Source organism: Pseudomonas sp. CVAP#3 (genome assembly GCF_018986375.1).
Lineage (GTDB): Bacteria > Pseudomonadota > Gammaproteobacteria > Pseudomonadales > Pseudomonadaceae > Aquipseudomonas > Aquipseudomonas helvetica.
In genome coordinates this window covers 89,918-108,943 of sequence record NZ_JAHMSC010000001.1, presented here as the reverse complement: position 1 = coordinate 108,943, position 19,026 = coordinate 89,918, and the positions used below count along the sequence as shown (strand labels likewise).

18 protein-coding genes are annotated in these 19,026 nt (G+C 59.8%); 15 read left to right on the top strand and 3 right to left on the bottom strand.

Features of this window, described 5'->3' with window-relative positions; genetic code table 11:
* Positions 1–341: 341 nt before the first annotated feature.
* A complete protein-coding gene (locus KRR23_RS00495) occupies positions 342–1,766 on the bottom strand; it encodes an aspartate ammonia-lyase (protein WP_123584417.1) in 1,425 nt (474 codons plus the stop codon).
* A gap of 180 nt (positions 1,767–1,946) precedes the next feature.
* On the opposite strand from KRR23_RS00495, the gene KRR23_RS00490 reads away from it, so the two are divergent.
* The 5 genes from KRR23_RS00490 (at position 1,947) to KRR23_RS00470 (ending at position 5,661) form a co-directional block, all read left to right on the top strand.
* Positions 1,947–2,855 (top strand): LysR substrate-binding domain-containing protein, encoded by a 909-nt coding sequence (locus KRR23_RS00490; protein ID WP_054594768.1) that lies wholly within the window; start codon positions 1,947–1,949, stop codon positions 2,853–2,855.
* Between the two features lie 240 nt (positions 2,856–3,095).
* Positions 3,096–3,587, top strand: coding sequence for a 5-(carboxyamino)imidazole ribonucleotide mutase (gene purE / locus KRR23_RS00485; RefSeq protein WP_019694319.1), 492 nt, complete (start codon positions 3,096–3,098; stop codon positions 3,585–3,587).
* Positions 3,588–3,598: 11 nt separating this feature from the next.
* Positions 3,599–4,681, top strand: coding sequence for a 5-(carboxyamino)imidazole ribonucleotide synthase (locus tag KRR23_RS00480; RefSeq protein ID WP_216740921.1), 1,083 nt, complete (start codon positions 3,599–3,601; stop codon positions 4,679–4,681).
* A 106-nt stretch (positions 4,682–4,787) separates the two neighbouring features.
* Complete coding sequence (locus KRR23_RS00475; protein ID WP_216740920.1) at positions 4,788–5,036, top strand: GlsB/YeaQ/YmgE family stress response membrane protein; 249 nt, start codon at positions 4,788–4,790, stop codon at positions 5,034–5,036.
* A gap of 88 nt (positions 5,037–5,124) precedes the next feature.
* The gene (locus KRR23_RS00470; protein ID WP_216740919.1) at positions 5,125–5,661 is read left to right on the top strand and encodes a DUF3299 domain-containing protein; all 537 of its coding nucleotides are present in this window, start codon (positions 5,125–5,127) and stop codon (positions 5,659–5,661) included.
* Between the two features lie 173 nt (positions 5,662–5,834).
* On the opposite strand, the gene KRR23_RS00465 is transcribed toward KRR23_RS00470, so the two are convergent.
* Together KRR23_RS00465 and KRR23_RS00460 are read right to left on the bottom strand one after the other, a co-directional pair.
* The gene (locus KRR23_RS00465; protein ID WP_216740918.1) at positions 5,835–6,734 is read right to left on the bottom strand and encodes a D-hexose-6-phosphate mutarotase; all 900 of its coding nucleotides are present in this window, start codon (positions 6,732–6,734) and stop codon (positions 5,835–5,837) included.
* A 57-nt stretch (positions 6,735–6,791) separates the two neighbouring features.
* A complete protein-coding gene (locus tag KRR23_RS00460) occupies positions 6,792–7,196 on the bottom strand; it encodes an acyl-CoA thioesterase (RefSeq protein WP_019694314.1) in 405 nt (134 codons plus the stop codon).
* Between the two features lie 366 nt (positions 7,197–7,562).
* Between KRR23_RS00460 and KRR23_RS00455 the strand changes: the two genes are divergently transcribed.
* From KRR23_RS00455 to KRR23_RS00410, 10 genes are all read left to right on the top strand, one after another.
* A complete protein-coding gene (locus KRR23_RS00455) occupies positions 7,563–8,861 on the top strand; it encodes an MFS transporter (protein WP_216740917.1) in 1,299 nt (432 codons plus the stop codon).
* A 250-nt stretch (positions 8,862–9,111) separates the two neighbouring features.
* Positions 9,112–10,116 (top strand): phosphate ABC transporter substrate-binding protein PstS, encoded by a 1,005-nt coding sequence (locus tag KRR23_RS00450; protein ID WP_054594764.1) that lies wholly within the window; start codon positions 9,112–9,114, stop codon positions 10,114–10,116.
* Positions 10,117–10,332: 216 nt separating this feature from the next.
* Positions 10,333–12,615, top strand: a complete 2,283-nt coding sequence (locus KRR23_RS00445; protein ID WP_216740916.1) for an ABC transporter permease subunit — start codon at positions 10,333–10,335, stop codon at positions 12,613–12,615.
* A gap of 15 nt (positions 12,616–12,630) precedes the next feature.
* Positions 12,631–14,301, top strand: coding sequence for a phosphate ABC transporter permease PstA (pstA, locus tag KRR23_RS00440; RefSeq protein ID WP_216740915.1), 1,671 nt, complete (start codon positions 12,631–12,633; stop codon positions 14,299–14,301).
* Between the two features lie 83 nt (positions 14,302–14,384).
* On the top strand, positions 14,385–15,218 hold the full coding sequence (gene pstB / locus KRR23_RS00435) for a phosphate ABC transporter ATP-binding protein PstB (protein ID WP_216740914.1): 834 nt from the start codon (positions 14,385–14,387) through the stop codon (positions 15,216–15,218).
* 74 nt (positions 15,219–15,292) lie between these two features.
* Positions 15,293–16,054 (top strand): phosphate signaling complex protein PhoU, encoded by a 762-nt coding sequence (gene phoU / locus KRR23_RS00430; protein ID WP_054594760.1) that lies wholly within the window; start codon positions 15,293–15,295, stop codon positions 16,052–16,054.
* A gap of 180 nt (positions 16,055–16,234) precedes the next feature.
* Positions 16,235–17,182: a response regulator gene (locus tag KRR23_RS00425; RefSeq protein WP_216740913.1), complete on the top strand. Its 948-nt coding sequence runs from the start codon at positions 16,235–16,237 to the stop codon at positions 17,180–17,182.
* Between the two features lie 442 nt (positions 17,183–17,624).
* Positions 17,625–18,014, top strand: coding sequence for a DUF6124 family protein (locus KRR23_RS00420; protein WP_216740912.1), 390 nt, complete (start codon positions 17,625–17,627; stop codon positions 18,012–18,014).
* Between the two features lie 253 nt (positions 18,015–18,267).
* Positions 18,268–18,591 carry a type II toxin-antitoxin system RelE/ParE family toxin gene (locus KRR23_RS00415; RefSeq protein WP_216740911.1) on the top strand — a complete coding sequence of 108 codons (324 nt, stop codon included), beginning with the start codon at positions 18,268–18,270 and terminating at the stop codon, positions 18,589–18,591.
* A 5-nt stretch (positions 18,592–18,596) separates the two neighbouring features.
* Positions 18,597–18,914: a helix-turn-helix domain-containing protein gene (locus tag KRR23_RS00410; protein ID WP_216740910.1), complete on the top strand. Its 318-nt coding sequence runs from the start codon at positions 18,597–18,599 to the stop codon at positions 18,912–18,914.
* Positions 18,915–19,026 lie beyond the last annotated feature (112 nt).

The window sequence follows — 19,026 nt, the reverse complement described above, 5'->3', positions numbered from 1 at the left end:
CGGGTTTCGCATGGGTTTGGGTCTCGTTACCGACGACCGCTCACGCGAAGAGGGGCGGCACTATACCTATCAGTGCGGCGTCCGTCTGCACGGTTGTGGTGCGAACGATAAAACAAGGGGCTGCAAGATCAAAAAATCGCAGCCTTCGGCAGCTTCTACGGGTGCACGTCAATCCCGGTGTAGGAGCTGCCGAAGGCTGCGATCTTGGCGGTATTGAAAACACATGACATGTTTGGAAAATCCGCAAAAGATTTAAAAAAAAGGGCCCGGAGAATGAACTCCAGGCCCTCAAAAGGTGAGAGGTGTCTAGTCCCTCGACCTGGTGAGCAGTTACAACAGCGTTAGGCTTTCAGTGGTACCAGACGCGGAGCAATCATGTTTTCCGGGCGCAGGATGTCGGCGAGCATGGCGTCGTCGAGCAAGCCTTCTTCGCGCACCAGTTCCAGCACGCCGCGGCCGCTTTCAAGGGCGATACGGGCGATGCGGGTGGCGTTTTCATAGCCGATGTACGGGTTCAGCGCGGTGACCAGGCCGATCGAGTGTTCGACCAGTTCACGGCAGCGGGCTTCGTTGGCGGTGATGCCGACGATGCAGTGCTCGCGCAGCATGTCCATGGCGCGTTGCAGCAGGCGGATCGAGTCGAAGATCTTGAAGGCGATCAACGGCTCCATCACGTTCAGTTGCAGCTGGCCGCCTTCGGCCGCGATGGTCAGTGCCAGGTCGTTACCGATGATCTGGAAGGCCACCTGGTTAACGGCTTCAGGAATAACCGGGTTGACCTTGCCTGGCATGATCGAGCTGCCTGGCTGACGCGCTGGCAGGTTGATTTCGTTGATGCCGGTGCGTGGGCCGCTGGACAGCAGGCGCAAGTCGTTGCAGATCTTCGACAGCTTGACCGCGGTGCGCTTGAGCATGCCGGAGAACAGCACGAAGGCGCCCATGTCGGAAGTCGCTTCGATCAGGTCGGCGGCCGGTACCAGCGGTTGACCGCTGATCAGTGCCAGGCGCTGAACAGCCAAGTGCTGGTAACGCGGGTCGGCGTTGATGCCGGTACCAATCGCGGTGCCGCCCAGGTTCACTTCGGTCAGCAGTTCCGGTGCCAGTGTCTTCAGGCGTGCCAGGTCTTCGCTCAGGGTGGTGGCGAAGGCGCGGAATTCCTGGCCAAGGGTCATCGGCACGGCGTCTTGCAGCTGGGTACGACCCATCTTCAGAACGTGGCTGAATTCTTCACCTTTGGCAGCGAACGACTGGATCAGGCTGTCGAGGCTGGCGAGCAGGGCGTCGTGACCCAACAGCAGACCCAGACGGATGGCCGTCGGGTAGGCGTCGTTGGTCGACTGGGCCATGTTCACGTCGTTGTTCGGGTGCAGGTATTGGTATTCGCCCTTGCTGTGGCCCATGGCCTCCAGCGCGATGTTGGCGATGACTTCGTTGGCATTCATGTTGGTTGAAGTGCCAGCGCCGCCTTGAATCATGTCCACCACGAACTCTTCGTGGAAATCGCCGCGGATCAGACGGGCACACGCTTCGCTGATGGCAGCGTGCTTGACTTCGCTCAGGTGACCCAGCTCGCGGTTGGCGTCAGCAGCAGCCTGCTTGACCATTGCCAGACCCACAACCAGCTTCGGGTAATGCGAAATCGGAACGCCGGAGAGACGGAAGTTGTTCACCGCTCGCAGGGTCTGGATGCCGTAATACGCTTGAGCTGGTACTTCGAGTACGCCAAGCAGGTCTTTTTCTGTGCGGAAAGATGCAGCGGAGGACATGATAGAAATCATCTCGATATGGACCCGGTCTATGCCGGAACGCTGCGAATGCTAGGCTTGTGGAAAATTTTGGGCCAATGCTGTTAAGCACTGCCCTATGCATATTCGGCATAATGCCCGTGTGACGCCGTGTGTACGGCAAGCGTGTGACCTAAAATGGTGCATCTCCGGGAGGGCGTGATGAATCTGGAAAGCAAATGGCTCGAGGACTTTAGTGCCCTGGCCGCCACCCGCAGCTTTTCGCAGGCCGCCGAACGGCGCTTTGTGACTCAGCCGGCATTCAGCCGGCGGATCCGCAGCCTCGAAGCCGCGCTGGGGCTGACCCTGGTCAATCGCTCGCGCACGCCTATCGAACTGACGGCGGCGGGGCAGTTGTTTCTGGTCACGGCGCGTACGGTGGTCGAGCAACTCGGCGAAGTGCTGCGGCATTTGCATCACCTCGAAGGCGGGCAGGGCGAAGTGATGCAAGTCGCGGCGGCTCACTCCCTGGCGCTGGGTTTCTTCCCGCGCTGGATCGCGCAGCTGCGCAACGAAGGGTTGAACATCGCCACGCGGCTGGTGGCGACCAACGTCGGTGACGCCGTGCACGCCCTGCGCGAAGGCGGCTGCGATCTGATGCTGGCGTTTTATGACCCGGATGCGGCCATGCAAATGGACCCGGAGATTTTCCCGTCACTGCACCTGGGCGACACCGAAATGCTCCCGGTCTGTGCGGCCGATGCGGATGGCAAGCCGCTGTTTGACCTCGAAGGCGAGGCCAGCGTGCCGCTGTTGGCTTACAGCGCCGGGGCTTTTCTCGGGCGTTCGGTGAACATGCTGCTGCGCCAGCGCGCGCTGCGTTTCACCACCATTTATGAAACCGCCATGGCCGACAGCCTGAAAAGCATGGCGCTGGAAGGGCTGGGCATTGCCTGGGTGCCGCAGCTCAGCGTGCGTGCCGAACTGGCGCGCGGTGAGCTGGTGGTCTGCGGTGGCCCGCAATGGCACGTGCCACTGGAGATTCGCCTGTACCGCTGCGCGCTGGTGCGCAAGGCCAACGTAAGGCTGTTGTGGCGCAAGCTGGAAGGCAGTGCCGCGCAAACCCCTTGAGACTCTGAAGATCCAGTGTGGGATTCGTGTTGTATTGGATTGACCGTCAGGTCAATAAAACCGGCACTTTGCGCCGTATGACAGATGGTCGCGCGGGGGGCTGTTTATCTGCTTCATTGAGGTATACTGCGCGGCCTTCGGCCGGTTCGTCTGGCCATAATTCGTACAACAAGCCACGCATTTGCGTGGCTTGTTGTTTTTTGACGCGCCTGCGGGCGCCCAGAGAGAAGAGGCACGACGATGAGCGCACTGGTTGGCGTGATCATGGGCTCCAAGTCCGATTGGTCCACCCTTAGCCACACCGCCGATATGCTGGAAAAGCTCGGCATCCCTTACGAGGTGAAAGTGGTCTCTGCCCACCGCACCCCGGACCTGCTGTTCCAGTATGCCGAAGAGGCCGAGGCCCGTGGCATCGAGGTGATTATCGCCGGTGCCGGCGGCGCGGCCCACTTGCCTGGCATGTGTGCGGCCAAGACCCACCTGCCGGTGCTGGGCGTGCCGGTGCAGTCGTCGATGCTCTCGGGCGTCGATTCGCTGCTGTCGATCGTGCAGATGCCTGCGGGCATCCCGGTCGCTACCCTGGCCATCGGCAAGGCCGGCGCGATCAACGCAGCCCTGCTCTCGGCGAGTATCCTGGGCGCCAAGCACCCGCAATTCCACGCGGTGCTGAAAACCTTCCGTGCTGAGCAGACAGACAGCGTCCTGGACAATCCAGACCCACGCATCGCCTGAGGTTGTTGACGATGAAGATCGGTGTAATCGGTGGCGGCCAGTTGGGTCGCATGTTGGCCCTGGCAGGTACGCCGCTGGGAATGAACTTCGCTTTTCTGGACCCCGCGCCGGATGCCTGTGCAGCCGCGCTGGGTGAGCACCTGCGGGCCGATTACGGCGATCAGGATCACCTGCGCCAGTTGGCCGATGAAGTCGACCTGGTGACCTTCGAGTTCGAAAGCGTCCCTGCCGAAACCGTGGCCTTCCTGTCGCAATTCGTTCCGGTTTACCCGAGTGCCGAAGCGCTGCGCATTGCCCGTGATCGCTGGTTCGAAAAGAGCCTGTTCAAGGACCTGGGCATTCCGACGCCGGCCTTCGCCGATATCCACTCGCAAGCCGACCTGGAGGCTGCGGTAGCCACCATCGGCCTGCCCGCCGTACTGAAAACCCGCACCCTGGGTTACGACGGCAAGGGCCAGAAAGTCCTGCGCACGCCGGCCGATGTGGTCGGTACGTTCGCCGAGCTGGGCAGCGTGGCCTGCTTGCTGGAAGGCTTTGTGCCGTTCACCGGTGAAGTGTCTCTGATCGCCGTGCGCGCTCGCGATGGTGAAACGAAGTTCTACCCGCTGGTCCACAACACCCACGACAGCGGCATTCTCAAGTTGTCCGTGGCCAGCACCGACCACCCGCTGCAAGCCTTGGCCGAGGATTACTCCAGCCGCGTGCTCAAGCAGCTGGACTATGTCGGCGTGATGGCGTTCGAGTTCTTCGAAGTCGACGGCGGCCTCAAGGCCAACGAAATCGCCCCGCGCGTACACAACTCCGGGCATTGGACCACTGAAGGCGCCGAGTGCAGTCAGTTCGAAAACCACCTGCGCGCCGTTGCCGGCCTGCCGCTGGGTTCGACCGCCAAGGTCGGCGAGAGCGCGATGCTCAACTTCATCGGTGTGGTACCGCCGGTTGAGAAGGTCATCGCCATCGCCGATTGCCATCTGCACCACTACGGCAAGGCGTTCAAGGTCGGCCGCAAGGTCGGTCACGCCAACCTGCGTTGCGCCGACAAAGCCACGCTTGCGCAGCAGATCCTCAAGGTCGAAGCGCTGATTGCCGAATAGTTTCATCTGGCAGCGACGGAACCTTCGGTCGCCGCCGATCTCTGATGGCAGGATGCCAAAGTCTGGCTAGGCTTTGGCATACCCACATCATTCAGAGGGAAACGCCATGCACATTATTGGAACCATCTTCATCGGATTGATCGTTGGCCTGCTGGCTCGTTTCCTGAAACCAGGTGACGACAGCATGGGCTGGATCATGACCATCCTGCTTGGCATCGGCGGTTCGCTGGCGGCCACGTACGGCGGCCAGGCACTGGGTATCTATCAGGCTGGCCAAGGTGCGGGCTTCATCGGTGCACTGGTGGGCGCGATTATCCTGTTGGTGATCTACGGTTTCATCAAGAAAAACACCTGATTCAAGCGACAAAGCCCTCTCTGCCGCACGGGCAGAGAGGACTAGAATGCTCGACGATTTACTGACTCCCCTTTGCCGAGCACATTTCATGCGCCGTCTTCTGCTGACTCTCCTATTGCTGGGCACTGGCCTGGCTCATGCCGGCGAACTGCCGGAAACCGACTGGCTCGAACTGATGCCCAAGTCGGATCAGAAAGCCCTTGAGGCCATGCCTGAAATCGACCACAACTCGCCCGAAGCCAATGGCACCTTTACTGACAAGGGTGGCTTGAAGCAGAGCAAGGGTTTGCCGGCGGTGATGTATTCGACCAAGACCGTGGCGTCGATGAACGACAAGAACATCCGCATCGGCGGGTATCCCGTGCCTTTGGAAACCGATGCCAAGGGTCGCAGCACGCTGTTCTTCCTGGTGCCGTACCCGGGCGCCTGCATCCACGTGCCACCACCGCCGCCTAACCAGTTGGTGCTGGTGCGCTATCCGAAAGGCTTGAAGCTGGACGATATCTACACACCGCTGTGGGTCACCGGTACGCTGAAGATCGAGAAGGTCAACAACGACCTGGCCGATGCAGCGTATGCACTGGATGCGGCGAAAGTACGGGTGGTCAAAGAGTCGGATTTGTAAGGTCTGGAGTTCTGCACAAGACCTGTGGCGAGGGAGCTTGCTCCCGCTGGACTGCGCAGCAGTCCCAACACCAGCAATCGAGTTCTGACAGGCAGAACCCATTGCCTGGTTTTACGACCGCTTCGCGGCCGAGCGGGAGCAAGCTCCCTCGCCACAGTTGATCGCAGTGTTGCTTAAAGGGTTTTGCTGGCGATGCTGACGCCCAGCGTATGACTCGCTCCTGGCGCCAGGGTCACGATGTCATCCATCACGTTCGCCGTTTCGATGCACAGCATGCGCTGCCAGCCATCGTCGGCCATGTCACTGAACTGTGCCGCGCGCGCAATCCACGGGTTCCAGATCACCGCCGAGCGCGAGCCGCTGCTGGTCAGCTCGATGCGTCGTTCCCAGGCAGGATCGACGATGCTCAATTGCGCCGGTGTATTCAGGTAGATCCGGTCGGTTTCCCCGGCAAAACGCAGGTCGCCGGTCTGAGTGACGGTTTTCCAGTTATCCAGGGTTTCTATGTAGTTCAGCCGGTCCAGGCCTTCGACGTGCACGTTGCGTACATCGCTGACTGCGTAGTAGCTGTGCAGCGCCTGGCTGATGCTCACACTGCCGGCGCCGCGATTGTGGCTGGTCAGGCTGATGTGCAGCTGCTCATCGAGATGAATGCTCAGCGTCAAATCGACCTGATGCGGCCAGCCAGGCAGGCCGCCTTCCGGTAGCGGCAGGACAAATTCGACCTTCAGGCTTTCGCCTTCGGCTTCAATCGCGCCCAGCCCCCAGTCCATCGCCCGTACCAGCCCATGGGCGGTAGCGGGTTGATCGCTGATGCGCATCGCCTGAACGCTCGGCGGGTTGCGGTCCAGGTTGCCAAACCACGGCCAGCACACCGGAACACCGGCGCGGATGCTTTTGCCGGTTTTGAACACCGCCTCATCGTTGAGCCAGATCAGCGGCGGTTGCCCGGCCAGTTGATAACTGAGGATGTGCGCGCCTTGCTGGGCCACCAGCAATTCGGCCTGACCGTGGCGGATGCGCCAGCAGTTCAGTTCATCCAGTTTCACGGCTTCAACGTTGGGAGTCGGCATGTTGCACATCTCGTTCAGGATCAATGACGTCAATGGACCGTAAAACGGCCGCCCGGTTTAACGAGCTCTGGGCGGAACCGAGCGGGTGCGGCCGCTGCCATCGATGGCGACGAACACGAACACCGCCTCAGTGACTTTACGCCATTCGCTGGACAGCGGATCGTCGCTCCAGACCTCGACCATCATCTTGATCGAGCTGCGGCCGATTTCCGTTGCCTGAGTATAGAAGGACAGCTGCGCGCCCACGGCGACCGGCACCAGGAAGGCCATGCGATCGATCGCCACGGTGGCGACGCGTCCGCCCGCGACCTTGCTGGCCATCGCCGTACCGGCCAAATCCATCTGAGACACCAGCCAGCCGCCGAAAATATCGCCAAAGCCGTTGGTTTCGCGGGGAAGCGCGGTGATTTGCAGGGCCAGATCGCCTTGCGGAATAGGATCTTCTTGTTCGAGCTCTATCATGCCGAGGGTGCCTCTGAGCCGTGACTCTTGGAATATGTAGCGGGTGAATAGCCGTCTTGGGAAAAACGATTCAGCCCCGAACATACTACGTTCGTCACGTTTTCCATAAGGCGCGCTAAAGGGAAACTCTGCGAAACCGGCTGACAAAGGCCAACGACGTTTTCGCACAGCAACCCCTTACAAAGTGTTGCACGGTTGCGAGTATATCGGTCGGTAGACTCCGAGACGACCATCGGGTTCTCATTTTGACTGCCAAATACGCACTTTCCTGTGCTTTTTCGAACAATTTGCTATCGTGCCGAACCTGCCCAAACCCCTGCCAGCGTTGTTGGGGTTGCGGATCTGACTATAAGAGAAGCCCTTGCCATGACCACAGCGCCATCGAGCATCGCGACACCCGCGCAACCTGCGCGCCCCTTGACCGGTAACGACTACAAGACACTGTCGCTTTCCGCCTTGGGCGGCGCGCTGGAGTTTTACGACTTCATCATCTTCGTGTTCTTCGCCACGGTGGTTGGCAAGTTGTTCTTCCCGGCGGACATGCCCGAGTGGCTGCGGCTGATGCAGACCTTCGGCATCTTTGCCGCCGGTTACCTGGCGCGGCCACTGGGCGGCATCGTCATGGCGCACTTCGGCGACCTGCTGGGGCGCAAGAAAATGTTCACCCTGAGCATTTTCATGATGGCCGTACCGACACTGATCATGGGTTTGCTGCCGACGTACGCGCAGATCGGTATGTGGGCGCCGATCCTGTTGCTGCTGATGCGGGTGATCCAGGGCGCGGCGATTGGCGGTGAGGTGCCGGGGGCCTGGGTATTCGTTTCCGAACACGTGCCGCAGCGGCATATCGGCTACGCTTGCGGCACGCTGACGTGCGGCCTGACCGCCGGCATCCTGCTCGGCTCGCTGGTCGCCACCGCAATCAACAGCCTCTACACCACTGAGCAAGTGGCTGATTACGCCTGGCGTATCCCGTTCCTGCTCGGCGGTGTGTTCGGCCTGTTCTCGGTCTACCTGCGCCGTTGGCTGCACGAAACCCCGGTGTTCGCCGAACTGCAACTGCGCAAGGCGCTGGCCGAAGAGGTGCCGCTGCGTGCGGTACTGCGTGACCATCGCGGCGCCATCGCCCTCTCGATGCTGCTGACCTGGTTGTTGTCGGCCGGGATCATCGTGGTGATTCTGATGACCCCGACCGTGCTGCAAACCATTTATCACTTCTCGGCCGCGACTGCGCTGCAAGCCAATAGCGTGGCCATCGTGTGCCTGAGTCTGGGCTGTGTGATCTCCGGTGCGCTGGCGGATCGCTTCGGCGCTGGCCGAGTGTTCGTGTTTGGCAGCGCGGCGCTGCTGGCGACGTCCTGGACCTTCTACCACAGCCTGTTCAATCACCCCGACTGGCTGTTCCCGCTGTACGCGCTGACCGGTCTGTTCGTCGGCACTATCGGCGCGGTGCCGTTCGTGATGGTCAAGGCGTTCCCGGCCGTGGTGCGCTTCAGCGGCCTGTCGTTCTCCTACAACCTGGCCTACGCGATCTTCGGCGGCCTGACCCCGATGGTCGTCACCCTGCTGCTTAAGGAAAGCCCGATGGGGCCTGCCTACTATGTGGCAATCATCTGCAGCATCGGGATTCTGGTGGGTGGTTATCTCTGGAAGAACAACCGCTAAATCTGCCTGGATGATCGTTCCCACGCTACCGCGTGGGAATGCATCCCGTGACGCTCCGCGTCACATCTCGAGGCGGACGCAGAGCGTCCATGGCGGCATTCCCACGCAGAGCGTGGGAACGATCATCAGGCCAGCGTTCTCATCGAATGCTGGCCTTTCATCTAATTGTCATATTCAGGTCATAGAGTGTTCACACGGCCTGCCGATACTTGGCCCCGACTTAACACACCCTATTTGCTAGGAGTAAGGCATGAAACTGAAGCGTTTGATGGCGGCAATGACGTTTGTCGCTGCTGGCGTTGCAACTGCCAACGCGGTAGCCGCTGGTGTAGACCCAGCCATCCCGGCTTATACCAAAGCCACTGGTGTTTCGGGCAACCTGTCCAGCGTCGGTTCCGATACCCTGGCCAACCTCATGACCCTGTGGGCTGAGAACTACAAAAAAGAATACCCGAACGTAAACATCCAGATTCAGGCCGCTGGCTCCGCCACCGCGCCACCTGCGTTGACTGAAGGCACCTCTAACCTGGGCCCGATGAGCCGCAAGATGAAGGACACCGAACTGGCGGCCTTCGAGCAGAAGTACGGCTACAAGCCAACCGCTATCCCGGTTGCCGTGGATGCCCTGGCCGTGTTCGTGCACAAGGACAACCCGATCCAGCACCTGACCATGGAACAAGTCGACGCGATCTTCTCCTCGACTCGTCTGTGCGGCGCTAAAGCAGAAGTCAAAACCTGGGGTGACCTGGGCGTGACAGGCGACCTGGCGAACAAGCCGGTTCAACTGTTCGGTCGTAACTCGGTATCCGGCACATATGGCTACTTCAAAGAAGAAGCCCTGTGCAAAGGCGACTACAAGCCAAACGTCAACGAACAACCAGGCTCGGCTTCGGTCGTGCAATCGATCAGCTCTTCGCTGAACGGTATCGGTTACTCGGGCATCGGCTACAAAACTGCTAGCGTGAAGACTGTGGCTCTGGCCAAGAAAGGCAGCACCGACTACATCGCAGACAGCGAAGAAAACGCCCTGAACGGCAAATACCCGCTGTCGCGTTTCCTCTACGTTTACGTCAACAAAGCCCCGAACAAGCCTCTGGCCCCGCTGGAAGCCGAGTTCGTGAAACTGGTTCTGTCCAAGCAGGGTCAGGAAGTTGTCGTGAAAGACGGCTACATCCCACTGCCAGCCAAAGTTGCCGCCAAGGCACTGGCTGACCTGGGTCTGCAAGAAGGCGGCGCTGAAGTCGCAAAAAAGTAACACCCTGAGCCAGGGCTGAAGTCCTGACTCAGTAGGAGCCGGCTCGGCGGTGAATGGCCTCACCGCGGTGAGCCAGTCGACCAGGTCGATTGCACTGCCGGCGAGCCGGCTCCTACACCCCCAAATTTCTGTCCGCTGCCAGTTCATACGGGCGGCGGATTTGTTGCGTCACTGCATTGTCATCTTTCTGTCATACAGGATCGCTAGGGTGTGCGCATGAATGATCTGGCCAATTCCACAATGACTACCAATCCCCCCAAGCGAATTGACTTCAATACGCCTGAGTTACAACGCAAACGTCGCATCCGCGCGCTTAAAGACCGCCTGACCCGCTGGTACGTCCTCGTCGGCGGCCTCGCCGTGCTCGGTGCGATCACGCTGATCTTCTTCTTCCTTGGCTACGTCGTTGCGCCACTGTTTCAGGGCGCCAGCCTGACCGCCAAAGACGCGATCACCCCGGCCTGGATGCAAGATGCCGGCAAACCGCTGATGATCTCTCTCGAAGAACAGAACCAGGTCGCCATGCGGGTTTCCGACAAGGGCCAGGCGCTGTTTTTCGACGTCGACAGTGGCGCCGAGCTAAGCCGCATTGACCTGCCGATCCCGGCCGGCACCAGCGTAACCGCCATTGGTAAAGACCAGCCCGGCCATCCGCTGGTCGTCGTGGGCTTGTCCAACGGTCAGGCACTGGTGTTCCGCCACACCTATAAAGTCAGTTACCCGGAAGGCAAGAAAACCATCTCGCCAGCCATCGAATTCCCGTACGGCGAAACGCCGATCGCACTGAACGAGCAGGGCGGTGCCCTGGAGCACGTCAGCCTCAATGCGACTGATTCGACCCTGCTGCTCGCCGGCTCTACCGGTTCGCAATTGCACGTGCTGTCGCTGAGCAGCGAAGAAAACATGATGACCGGTGAGGTCACCAACGAGCAGAAGCGCATTGAACTGCCGCAAATGACCGAACCGGTGAAGAACATCTTCGTCGACCCGCGTCAGCAGTGGCTGTACGTGGTCAATGGTCGCGCCCAGGCCGACGTCTTCAGCCTGAGCGACAAGAGCCTCAACGGTCGCTACAAACTGCTGGATGACGGCGAAGCGCAAGTGACCGCCAGTACTCAACTGGTCGGCGGTATCTCGCTGATCATCGGCGACTCCAAGGGTGGTCTGGCCCAGTGGTTCATGGCTCGCGATACCGATGGCGAGCAACGACTGAAACAGATCCGCACCTTCCAGATGGGCACCACGCCGATCGTTGAAATCACCGCTGAAGAGCGTCGCAAAGGCTTCGTCGCCCTCGACACTGCCGGCAAGCTCGGGGTGTTCCACAGCACTGCCCACCGCACCTTGCTGGTGAACCAGGTGGTGGATGGCGCGGGCCTCTTCGGCCTGTCGCCGCGTGCCAACCGGATCATTGTGGAACAGGGCGGCAAGCTGCAACCGCTGCTGCTCGACAACCCGCACCCGGAAGTTTCGTGGAGCGCGCTGTGGAGCAAGGTCTGGTACGAAAACTACGACGAGCCTAAATACGTCTGGCAATCGACCGCGGCCAACACCGACTTCGAACCCAAGATGAGCCTTTCGCCACTGACCTTCGGTACGCTGAAAGCCGCGTTCTACGCGATGCTGCTGGCTGCACCGCTGGCGGTAGCGGCGGCGATCTACACCGCTTACTTCATGGCACCGGGCATGCGCCGCAAGGTCAAACCGGTGATCGAGTTGATGGAAGCGATGCCGACGGTGATCCTCGGTTTCTTCGCCGGCCTGTTCCTCGCACCGTATGTGGAAGGGCACTTGCCGGGCATCTTCAGCCTGCTGATGCTCTTGCCGATCGGCATTCTGGTAGCCGGCTTCATCTTCAGTCGCCTGCCCGAGTCGATTCGCCTGAAAGTGCCGGACGGCTGGGAAAGCGCGATCCTGATCCCGGTGATTCTGTTTGTGGGCTGGTTGTCGCTGTACATGAGCCCGTACATGGAAACCTGGTTCTTCGGCGGCGACATGCGCATGTGGATCTCCCACGACCTGGGCATTACCTACGACCAGCGCAACGCTCTGGTCGTCGGTCTGGCCATGGGCTTTGCGGTGATCCCGAACATCTACTCGATCGCCGAAGACGCCGTGTTCAGCGTGCCGCGCGGCCTGACGCTGGGCTCCCTGGCCCTCGGCGCCACGCCATGGCAGACCATGACCCGCGTAGTGATCCTGACCGCCAGCCCGGGCATTTTCTCGGCACTGATGATCGGCATGGGCCGTGCGGTCGGGGAAACCATGATCGTGCTGATGGCCACCGGTAACACCCCGGTCATGGAAATGAACCTGTTCGAAGGTCTGCGCACCCTGGCCGCCAACGTGGCGGTAGAGATGCCCGAATCGGAAGTCGGCGGCAGTCACTACCGCGTGTTGTTCCTGTCGGCGCTGGTGCTGCTGTTGTTCACCTTCATCATGAACACCCTCGCGGAGCTGATCCGTCAGCGTCTGCGCAAGAAATACTCGTCGCTTTAAGAAAGGTAGAAGTCTGTGAAACAGAACTCCTTGAAAGGATGGTTCAAGAGCGGCGCCCCCGGCGTCTGGATCAGCGGTGGCGCGGTGTCCATCGCGGTCATCATGACCATTGGTTTGCTGGCGGTGATTGCCGTGCGCGGTCTGGGCCACTTCTGGCCGGCAGACCTGATGCACGCCAGTTACAACGTGCCGGGCCAGGCCAACCATGTTGTCATCGGCGAAGTGGTGCAGAAGGAAGAAGTGCCGCGTGAGCGTCTGAAAACCGCGGGTTTGCCAGTGCCGGATCAAGGTCCGGAATTCATGACCCGCGAGCTGATCAAGGTCGGTAACCGTGACATCAACGGCAATGACTTCACCTGGATCGTCGGCGAGTGGCTGACCGACCAGAGCACGCCGCGCGAACTGATGACCATCGAGCGCCGCGAGTGGGGTAACTTCTACGGCTACCTGCTCAACGTCAAACAGGACGGCAAGGTCATCGCTGAAGGCGAAGCGGCCTGGCCGGAACTGCAAGCGCGAGTGGACCGCGTCAACGGGCTTGCAGCGCAGCTCAAGAGCCTGGAAAAAACCGACATCGGTGCGATCAACGCCGGGCTTGAGCGTGTTCGCCTGCACGGTCGCAAACTGGAGTTGGAAGGCAAGCTTGATGCGGCCGCGCAGGCCGACATGGACGCCGAACGCGCTGAACTGAACGCCCGTTATAAGGATGTCGAAGCGCGCTTGAGCGACCTGCACACGCAGTTCAACCGTGACAGCCTGACGGCTCGCGATGCCAACGGCAAAGAAATCGAAATCGGCATCGGCAAAGTGGTTCACGCCTATCAGCCGAACGCGATGAGCTACCTGACCAAAATGGGCTTCTACTTCAAGAAGGTCTGGGAGTTCCTCAGCGACGACCCGCGTGAAGCCAACACCGAAGGCGGGATCTTCCCGGCGATCTTCGGCACCGTGATGATGACCCTGATCATGGCGATGATCGTTACTCCATTCGGCGTACTGGCAGCGGTCTACCTGCGTGAATATGCACGCCAGGGGCCGATGACCCGGTTGATCCGTATTGCGGTGAACAACCTGGCGGGCGTTCCGGCGATCGTTTACGGCGTGTTCGGTCTGGGCTTCTTCGTTTACGTACTCGGTGGCTCGGTTGACCGTTTGTTCTTCCCTGAAGCCCTGCCGGCGCCGACGTTCGGTACGCCGGGCCTGCTCTGGGCCTCGCTGACCCTGGCGCTGCTGGCGGTGCCGGTGGTGATCGTGGCTACCGAAGAAGGCCTGGCGCGGATTCCTCGCACCGTGCGTGAAGGCTCGCTGGCCCTCGGCGCGACCAAGGCTGAAACCTTGTGGAAGATCGTGCTGCCAATGGCCAGCCCGGCGATGATGACCGGGATGATCCTCGCCGTGGCTCGCGCAGCGGGTGAAGTGGCGCCGCTGATGCTGGTGGGTGTGGTGAAACTGGCGCCGTCGCTGCCGGTGGACGGCAACTACCCGTACTTGCACCTTGACCAGAAAATCATGCACCTGGGCTTTCATATTTATGACGTCGGCTTCCAGAGCCCGAACGTCGAAGCCGCACGGCCGCTGGTGTACGCCACGGCGCTGTTGCTGGTGCTGGTGATCGCCACGCTCAACCTGTCGGCAGTGTGGATCCGTAACCACCTGCGCGAGAAATACAAAGCGCTGGATAGCTGATAGCTGTCCCCAAAATTGAATGTGCTGCTGGCTCTGACGCCAGCAGTTCACTGAACCGAATTTGTTAGCACAGGGAGTTTCCCATGCAGCACGAAACACACACCCACGGCATCAACATGTCGGCCCTGGGTCGCGACAAACAGAGCCTGAACCTGGCACAGGAAACCGTGGCCATCGAAGTGCCGGGCCTGAGCCTGTTCTACGGCGACAAACAAGCGCTGTACGACGTCAGCATGAACATTCCCAAGCAGCGCGTGACCGCTTTCATCGGCCCGTCCGGCTGCGGCAAGTCAACGCTGCTGCGCACCTTCAACCGGATGAACGATCTGGTCGATGGCTGCCGTGTCGAAGGCGAGATCAACCTCTACGGCAACAACATCTACCGCAAGGGCGAAGACGTGGCCGAACTGCGTCGTCGCGTCGGCATGGTGTTCCAGAAGCCGAACCCGTTCCCGAAAACCATTTATGAAAACGTGGTCTACGGCCTGCGTATTCAAGGCATCAACAAAAAGCGCGTGCTCGACGAAGCCGTCGAATGGGCGTTGAAAGGCGCGGCACTCTGGGATGAAGTGAAAGACCGTCTGCACGAGTCGGCACTCGGCTTGTCCGGTGGTCAGCAGCAACGTCTGGTGATCGCTCGTACCATCGCGGTCGAGCCGGAAGTGCTGCTGCTTGACGAACCGTGCTCGGCACTCGACCCGATCTCGACGCTGAAAGTCGAAGAGCTGATCTACGAACTGAAATCCAAGTTCACCATCGTCATCGTGACCCACAACATGCAACAGGCCGCTCGGGTTTCCGACTACACGGCGTTCATGTACATGGGCAAACTGGTGGAATTCGGCGACACCGATACCCTGTTCACCAATCCGGCGAAGAAGCAGACCGAAGACTACATCACCGGTCGTTATGGCTAGGATGCCGCTAGCGTTGCTCGCTTAACCATCGCTGCGGTAGACCGCACCTTACCGGACGCTCCAAGGACGCCAACATGATTAGTAAAGAAGGCCTTACCCACCACATCTCCCAGCAGTTCAACGCTGAGCTCGAGGAAGTGCGCAGCCACCTCCTGGCCATGGGCGGGCTGGTCGAGAAACAGGTCAATGACGCGGTCACTGCACTGATCGAAGCGGACTCGGGCCTGGCCCAGCAAGTGCGCGAGATCGACGACCAGATCAACCAGATGGAACGCAATATCGACGAAGAATGCCTGCGCATTCTGGCCCGTCGTCAGCCGGCCGCGTCCGACTTGCGTTTGATCATCAGCATCTCCAAGTCAGTGATCGATCTGGAACGCATCGGCGATGAAGCGACCAAAATCGCCCGTCGTGCCATCCAGCTGTGCGAAGAAGGCGAGGCCCCGCGGGGTTATGTCGAAGTTCGGCACATCGGCGACCAGGTGCGCAACATGGTTCGCGACGCACTGGATGCCTTCGCTCGTTTCGACGCCGAGCTGGCGCTGTCGGTGGCCCAGTACGACAAGGTCATCGACCGTGAATACAAGACCGCCCTGCGCGAACTGGCGACCTACATGATGGAAGATCCGCGTTCTATCACGCGGGTCTTGAGCATTATTTGGGTGCTGCGTTCGCTGGAGCGGATTGGCGACCACGCCCGCAATATTTCCGAGTTGGTGATTTACCTGGTGCGCGGTACCGATGTCCGTCACCTGGGCCTCAAGCGCATGAAGGAAGAAGTTGAAGGCACAAGTGCCGAAAGCGCTAATGTTCCGGGCAAAGCTGACGATAAGTAAGATTGCCCAAGTAAAGCGCCCGGCCTTGTGGTCGGGCGTTTTTGTTTGTGTGGCTTTCGAATTGAAACGCCGAATGAAAAAGCAGCACCCGCGAACGAAAAGTCCCGGCGTGACTGAAGAGTTTTGGCAAAGTGCCATCAGCCAGCGTTATGCTTGCCGGGATTTCTATAGGGGTGTTGGATGAGCAAGATCAGTGTGTTGGTCGTGGACGATGCGTCGTTTATTCGCGACCTGGTAAAGAAGTGCCTGCGCAACTACTTCCCGGGTATCCGGACCGAAGATGCCGTCAACGGCAAAAAGGCCCAGGCCATGCTGGCCAAGGAAGCATTCGACCTGGTCCTGTGCGACTGGGAAATGCCGGAAATGTCTGGCCTCGAACTGCTCACCTGGTGCCGTGAGCAGGACAATCTCAAGAGCATGCCGTTTGTCATGGTCACCAGCCGTGGCGACAAGGAAAACGTGGTTCAGGCGATTCAGGCCGGCGTTTCTGGCTATGTCAGCAAACCGTTCACCAACGAGCAGCTGTTGACCAAGGTCAAGCAGGCGTTGAACAAGGTCGGCAAACTCGACACCTTGATGAACAGCGCACCCACCAAGATGAATTCGGCGTTCGGCAACGACTCCCTCAGCGCGCTCACGGGCGGCAAGGCTGCTGTCGTCGCCCCTGCAGCGGCTGCGGTCAATCCGTTCGCCAAGCCCGCCGCCGCGCCGGCCCCTGCTGCAGCGCCTTCTCGCGGTCTGCTCAACAGCCCGCCGGTCAAGGCACCAGCGGCGTCCGCGGCCCCGGCCGGTGGTCGTGGTCAAGGTCAACTGCGCCTGCCCAGTGGTACTCAGCCATGCGTAATCAAAGCGTTGAGCATCAAGGAAGCCTTGTTGGTGGTTAAGCGCACCGACACCCTGCCGCAAGTGCTCGACAGCGCCGTGCTCGACCTGGAGCAGGGCGACAACGCCGAAGTCGCACGTCTGAATGGCTACTTGCACGCCATCGTCGCTCACGAGCCGAAACCCGACAGCGACTGGCTGCAACTGACCTTCCGTTTCGTCGACCAGGATGCGCAAAAGCTCGACTACATCTCCCGCCTGATTGCCCGCGGCACGGCGCAGAAGCATTTCGTACCGGGCGCGTAAGCGTCACGCTGATCGTTCCCACGCGCAGCAAAGGAATGCCGCCATGGACGCTCCGCGTCCGCTTCATGAGGTGACGCAGAGCGTCACAGGATGCATTCCCACGCAGAGCGTGGGAACGATCATCACAGCCCCACTTCCTCGGACATTTCCTTCAAGTTGTAGCGGTGTTCGGTAACTAGTCCGGCCAGTGGTTCGCGGCTAGTCTCACCCTGTCACCAAAAAACGGTGACTCGGACGTGCAAGTCCGGTCCAGGTGCACAATCGTAGATGGCTATTCATCGAGCGTTTTTTTATGCTCGCGAATCGTTATGGCGGCTGTGCGTCGGAGACCTTCGGGTCTGCCGGGTTCCTGGACCGGTCTTGCACACCAACGCACAGCTGCCACCTCTTTCGAAGCGCAAGCGAAACGGTGTCAGCTCCTTAGTTCCAGGGAGATACACCAATGTTCAAGGCCACACCAAATCCACCAGAAGACCCAGCAACATCCCCCTACGAATCCCCCGATTCGAAAAAACTCCACGAAGCTGCCGAACGCGCCCTAGACCACCACCTCGGCACGCCCCCACCCAAAATCCACCTGGCCGACACCCGCAAAGGCCAACTCTTCATCGTCGCCCCCGGCGTCGACACCGACAGCCTCCTGGCCAACGCCTCTGAAGACATCGCCTCCATCAAAGCCATCGCCGGCGACCTCGCCTTCGAAATCGAAGGCTCCCGCCGCAACGTCGCCCTCGCCATCTACCGCATGGCCGAAGGCGCCCAACTGCTGATCGACCGCGCCATGGACAACCTCGACCCACCGAACCCAACGGAGTACCGGGTCAAGATGTAGTTGATCATTCCCACGCTCCGGCGTGGGAATGCCTCCCCGGACGCTCCGCGTCCAGTTCGATAAGGTGGTGGTTTTTGATTAGTGTCCGTGCATCGGGTTCACGATTCGTTTCTTGATTTATATCTGTTTCGATATAGCCTGATTGATAGCGATCTTGCACCGTCAGGTTGGTCTGCCACGCTTTGAAACAACCCGAAGCCGCAGTCTTGGGCAATCGTGATTACGCTTTTCCTGTCAGCAACAGGAGGCGTCGATGCCTAGACACAAGGATGTGGTGTTTGTAGGGAGTGCGCTCAAGGACCTCAAAGCCTTTGCGCTTGATGCGCGACGGGCTGCGGGTTTTCAACTGGATCTTTTGCAACAGGGCGAAGAGCCCTTTGACTGGAGGCCTATGAAGACCATAGGGCGGGGCGTCAACGAGATCAGGATTACCGAAGAATCAGGGGCGTTTCGAGTGTTTTACGTGGTCAACCGGCCGGATGCGATTTATGTACTGCACGCGCTGCGTAAAACCACACAAAAAACCGAAATGCGGGATATCGAACTGGCACGTGCCAGATTGCAGGAAATAGGTTGAACACCATGACCGAACGTCAGATTCAAACCGAGCGTTTCACCAGTGTCTGGGATGCGCTGGAAGACACTCCACAACAAGCGGCCAACATGCGCCTGCGTTCCAGGCTGATGCAGGAACTGTGCAAAACCATTCGCGCCTGGGAGTTGCCGCAAAAGGACGCGGCCAAACGCCTGGGCATCACTCAACCCCGGCTCAATGATGTGCTCAACGGCAAGATCGACAAATTCTCGCTGGATGCCTTGGTGAACTTGTCCGCGGCCGCTCGATTGGGCGTTGATATCTGTTTCGACCCACAACCGTTCGGGCCACTTCAGATGGTCTGATGCAGTCAGTTGATTGTTTTACGAAAGGTTTGGGAACGATCATTTGAAACAACTGCCGACTACACAGGTCAATTCTGGCTGCTAGGCTGTTTTCAGGCCTTCCTCTACAGAA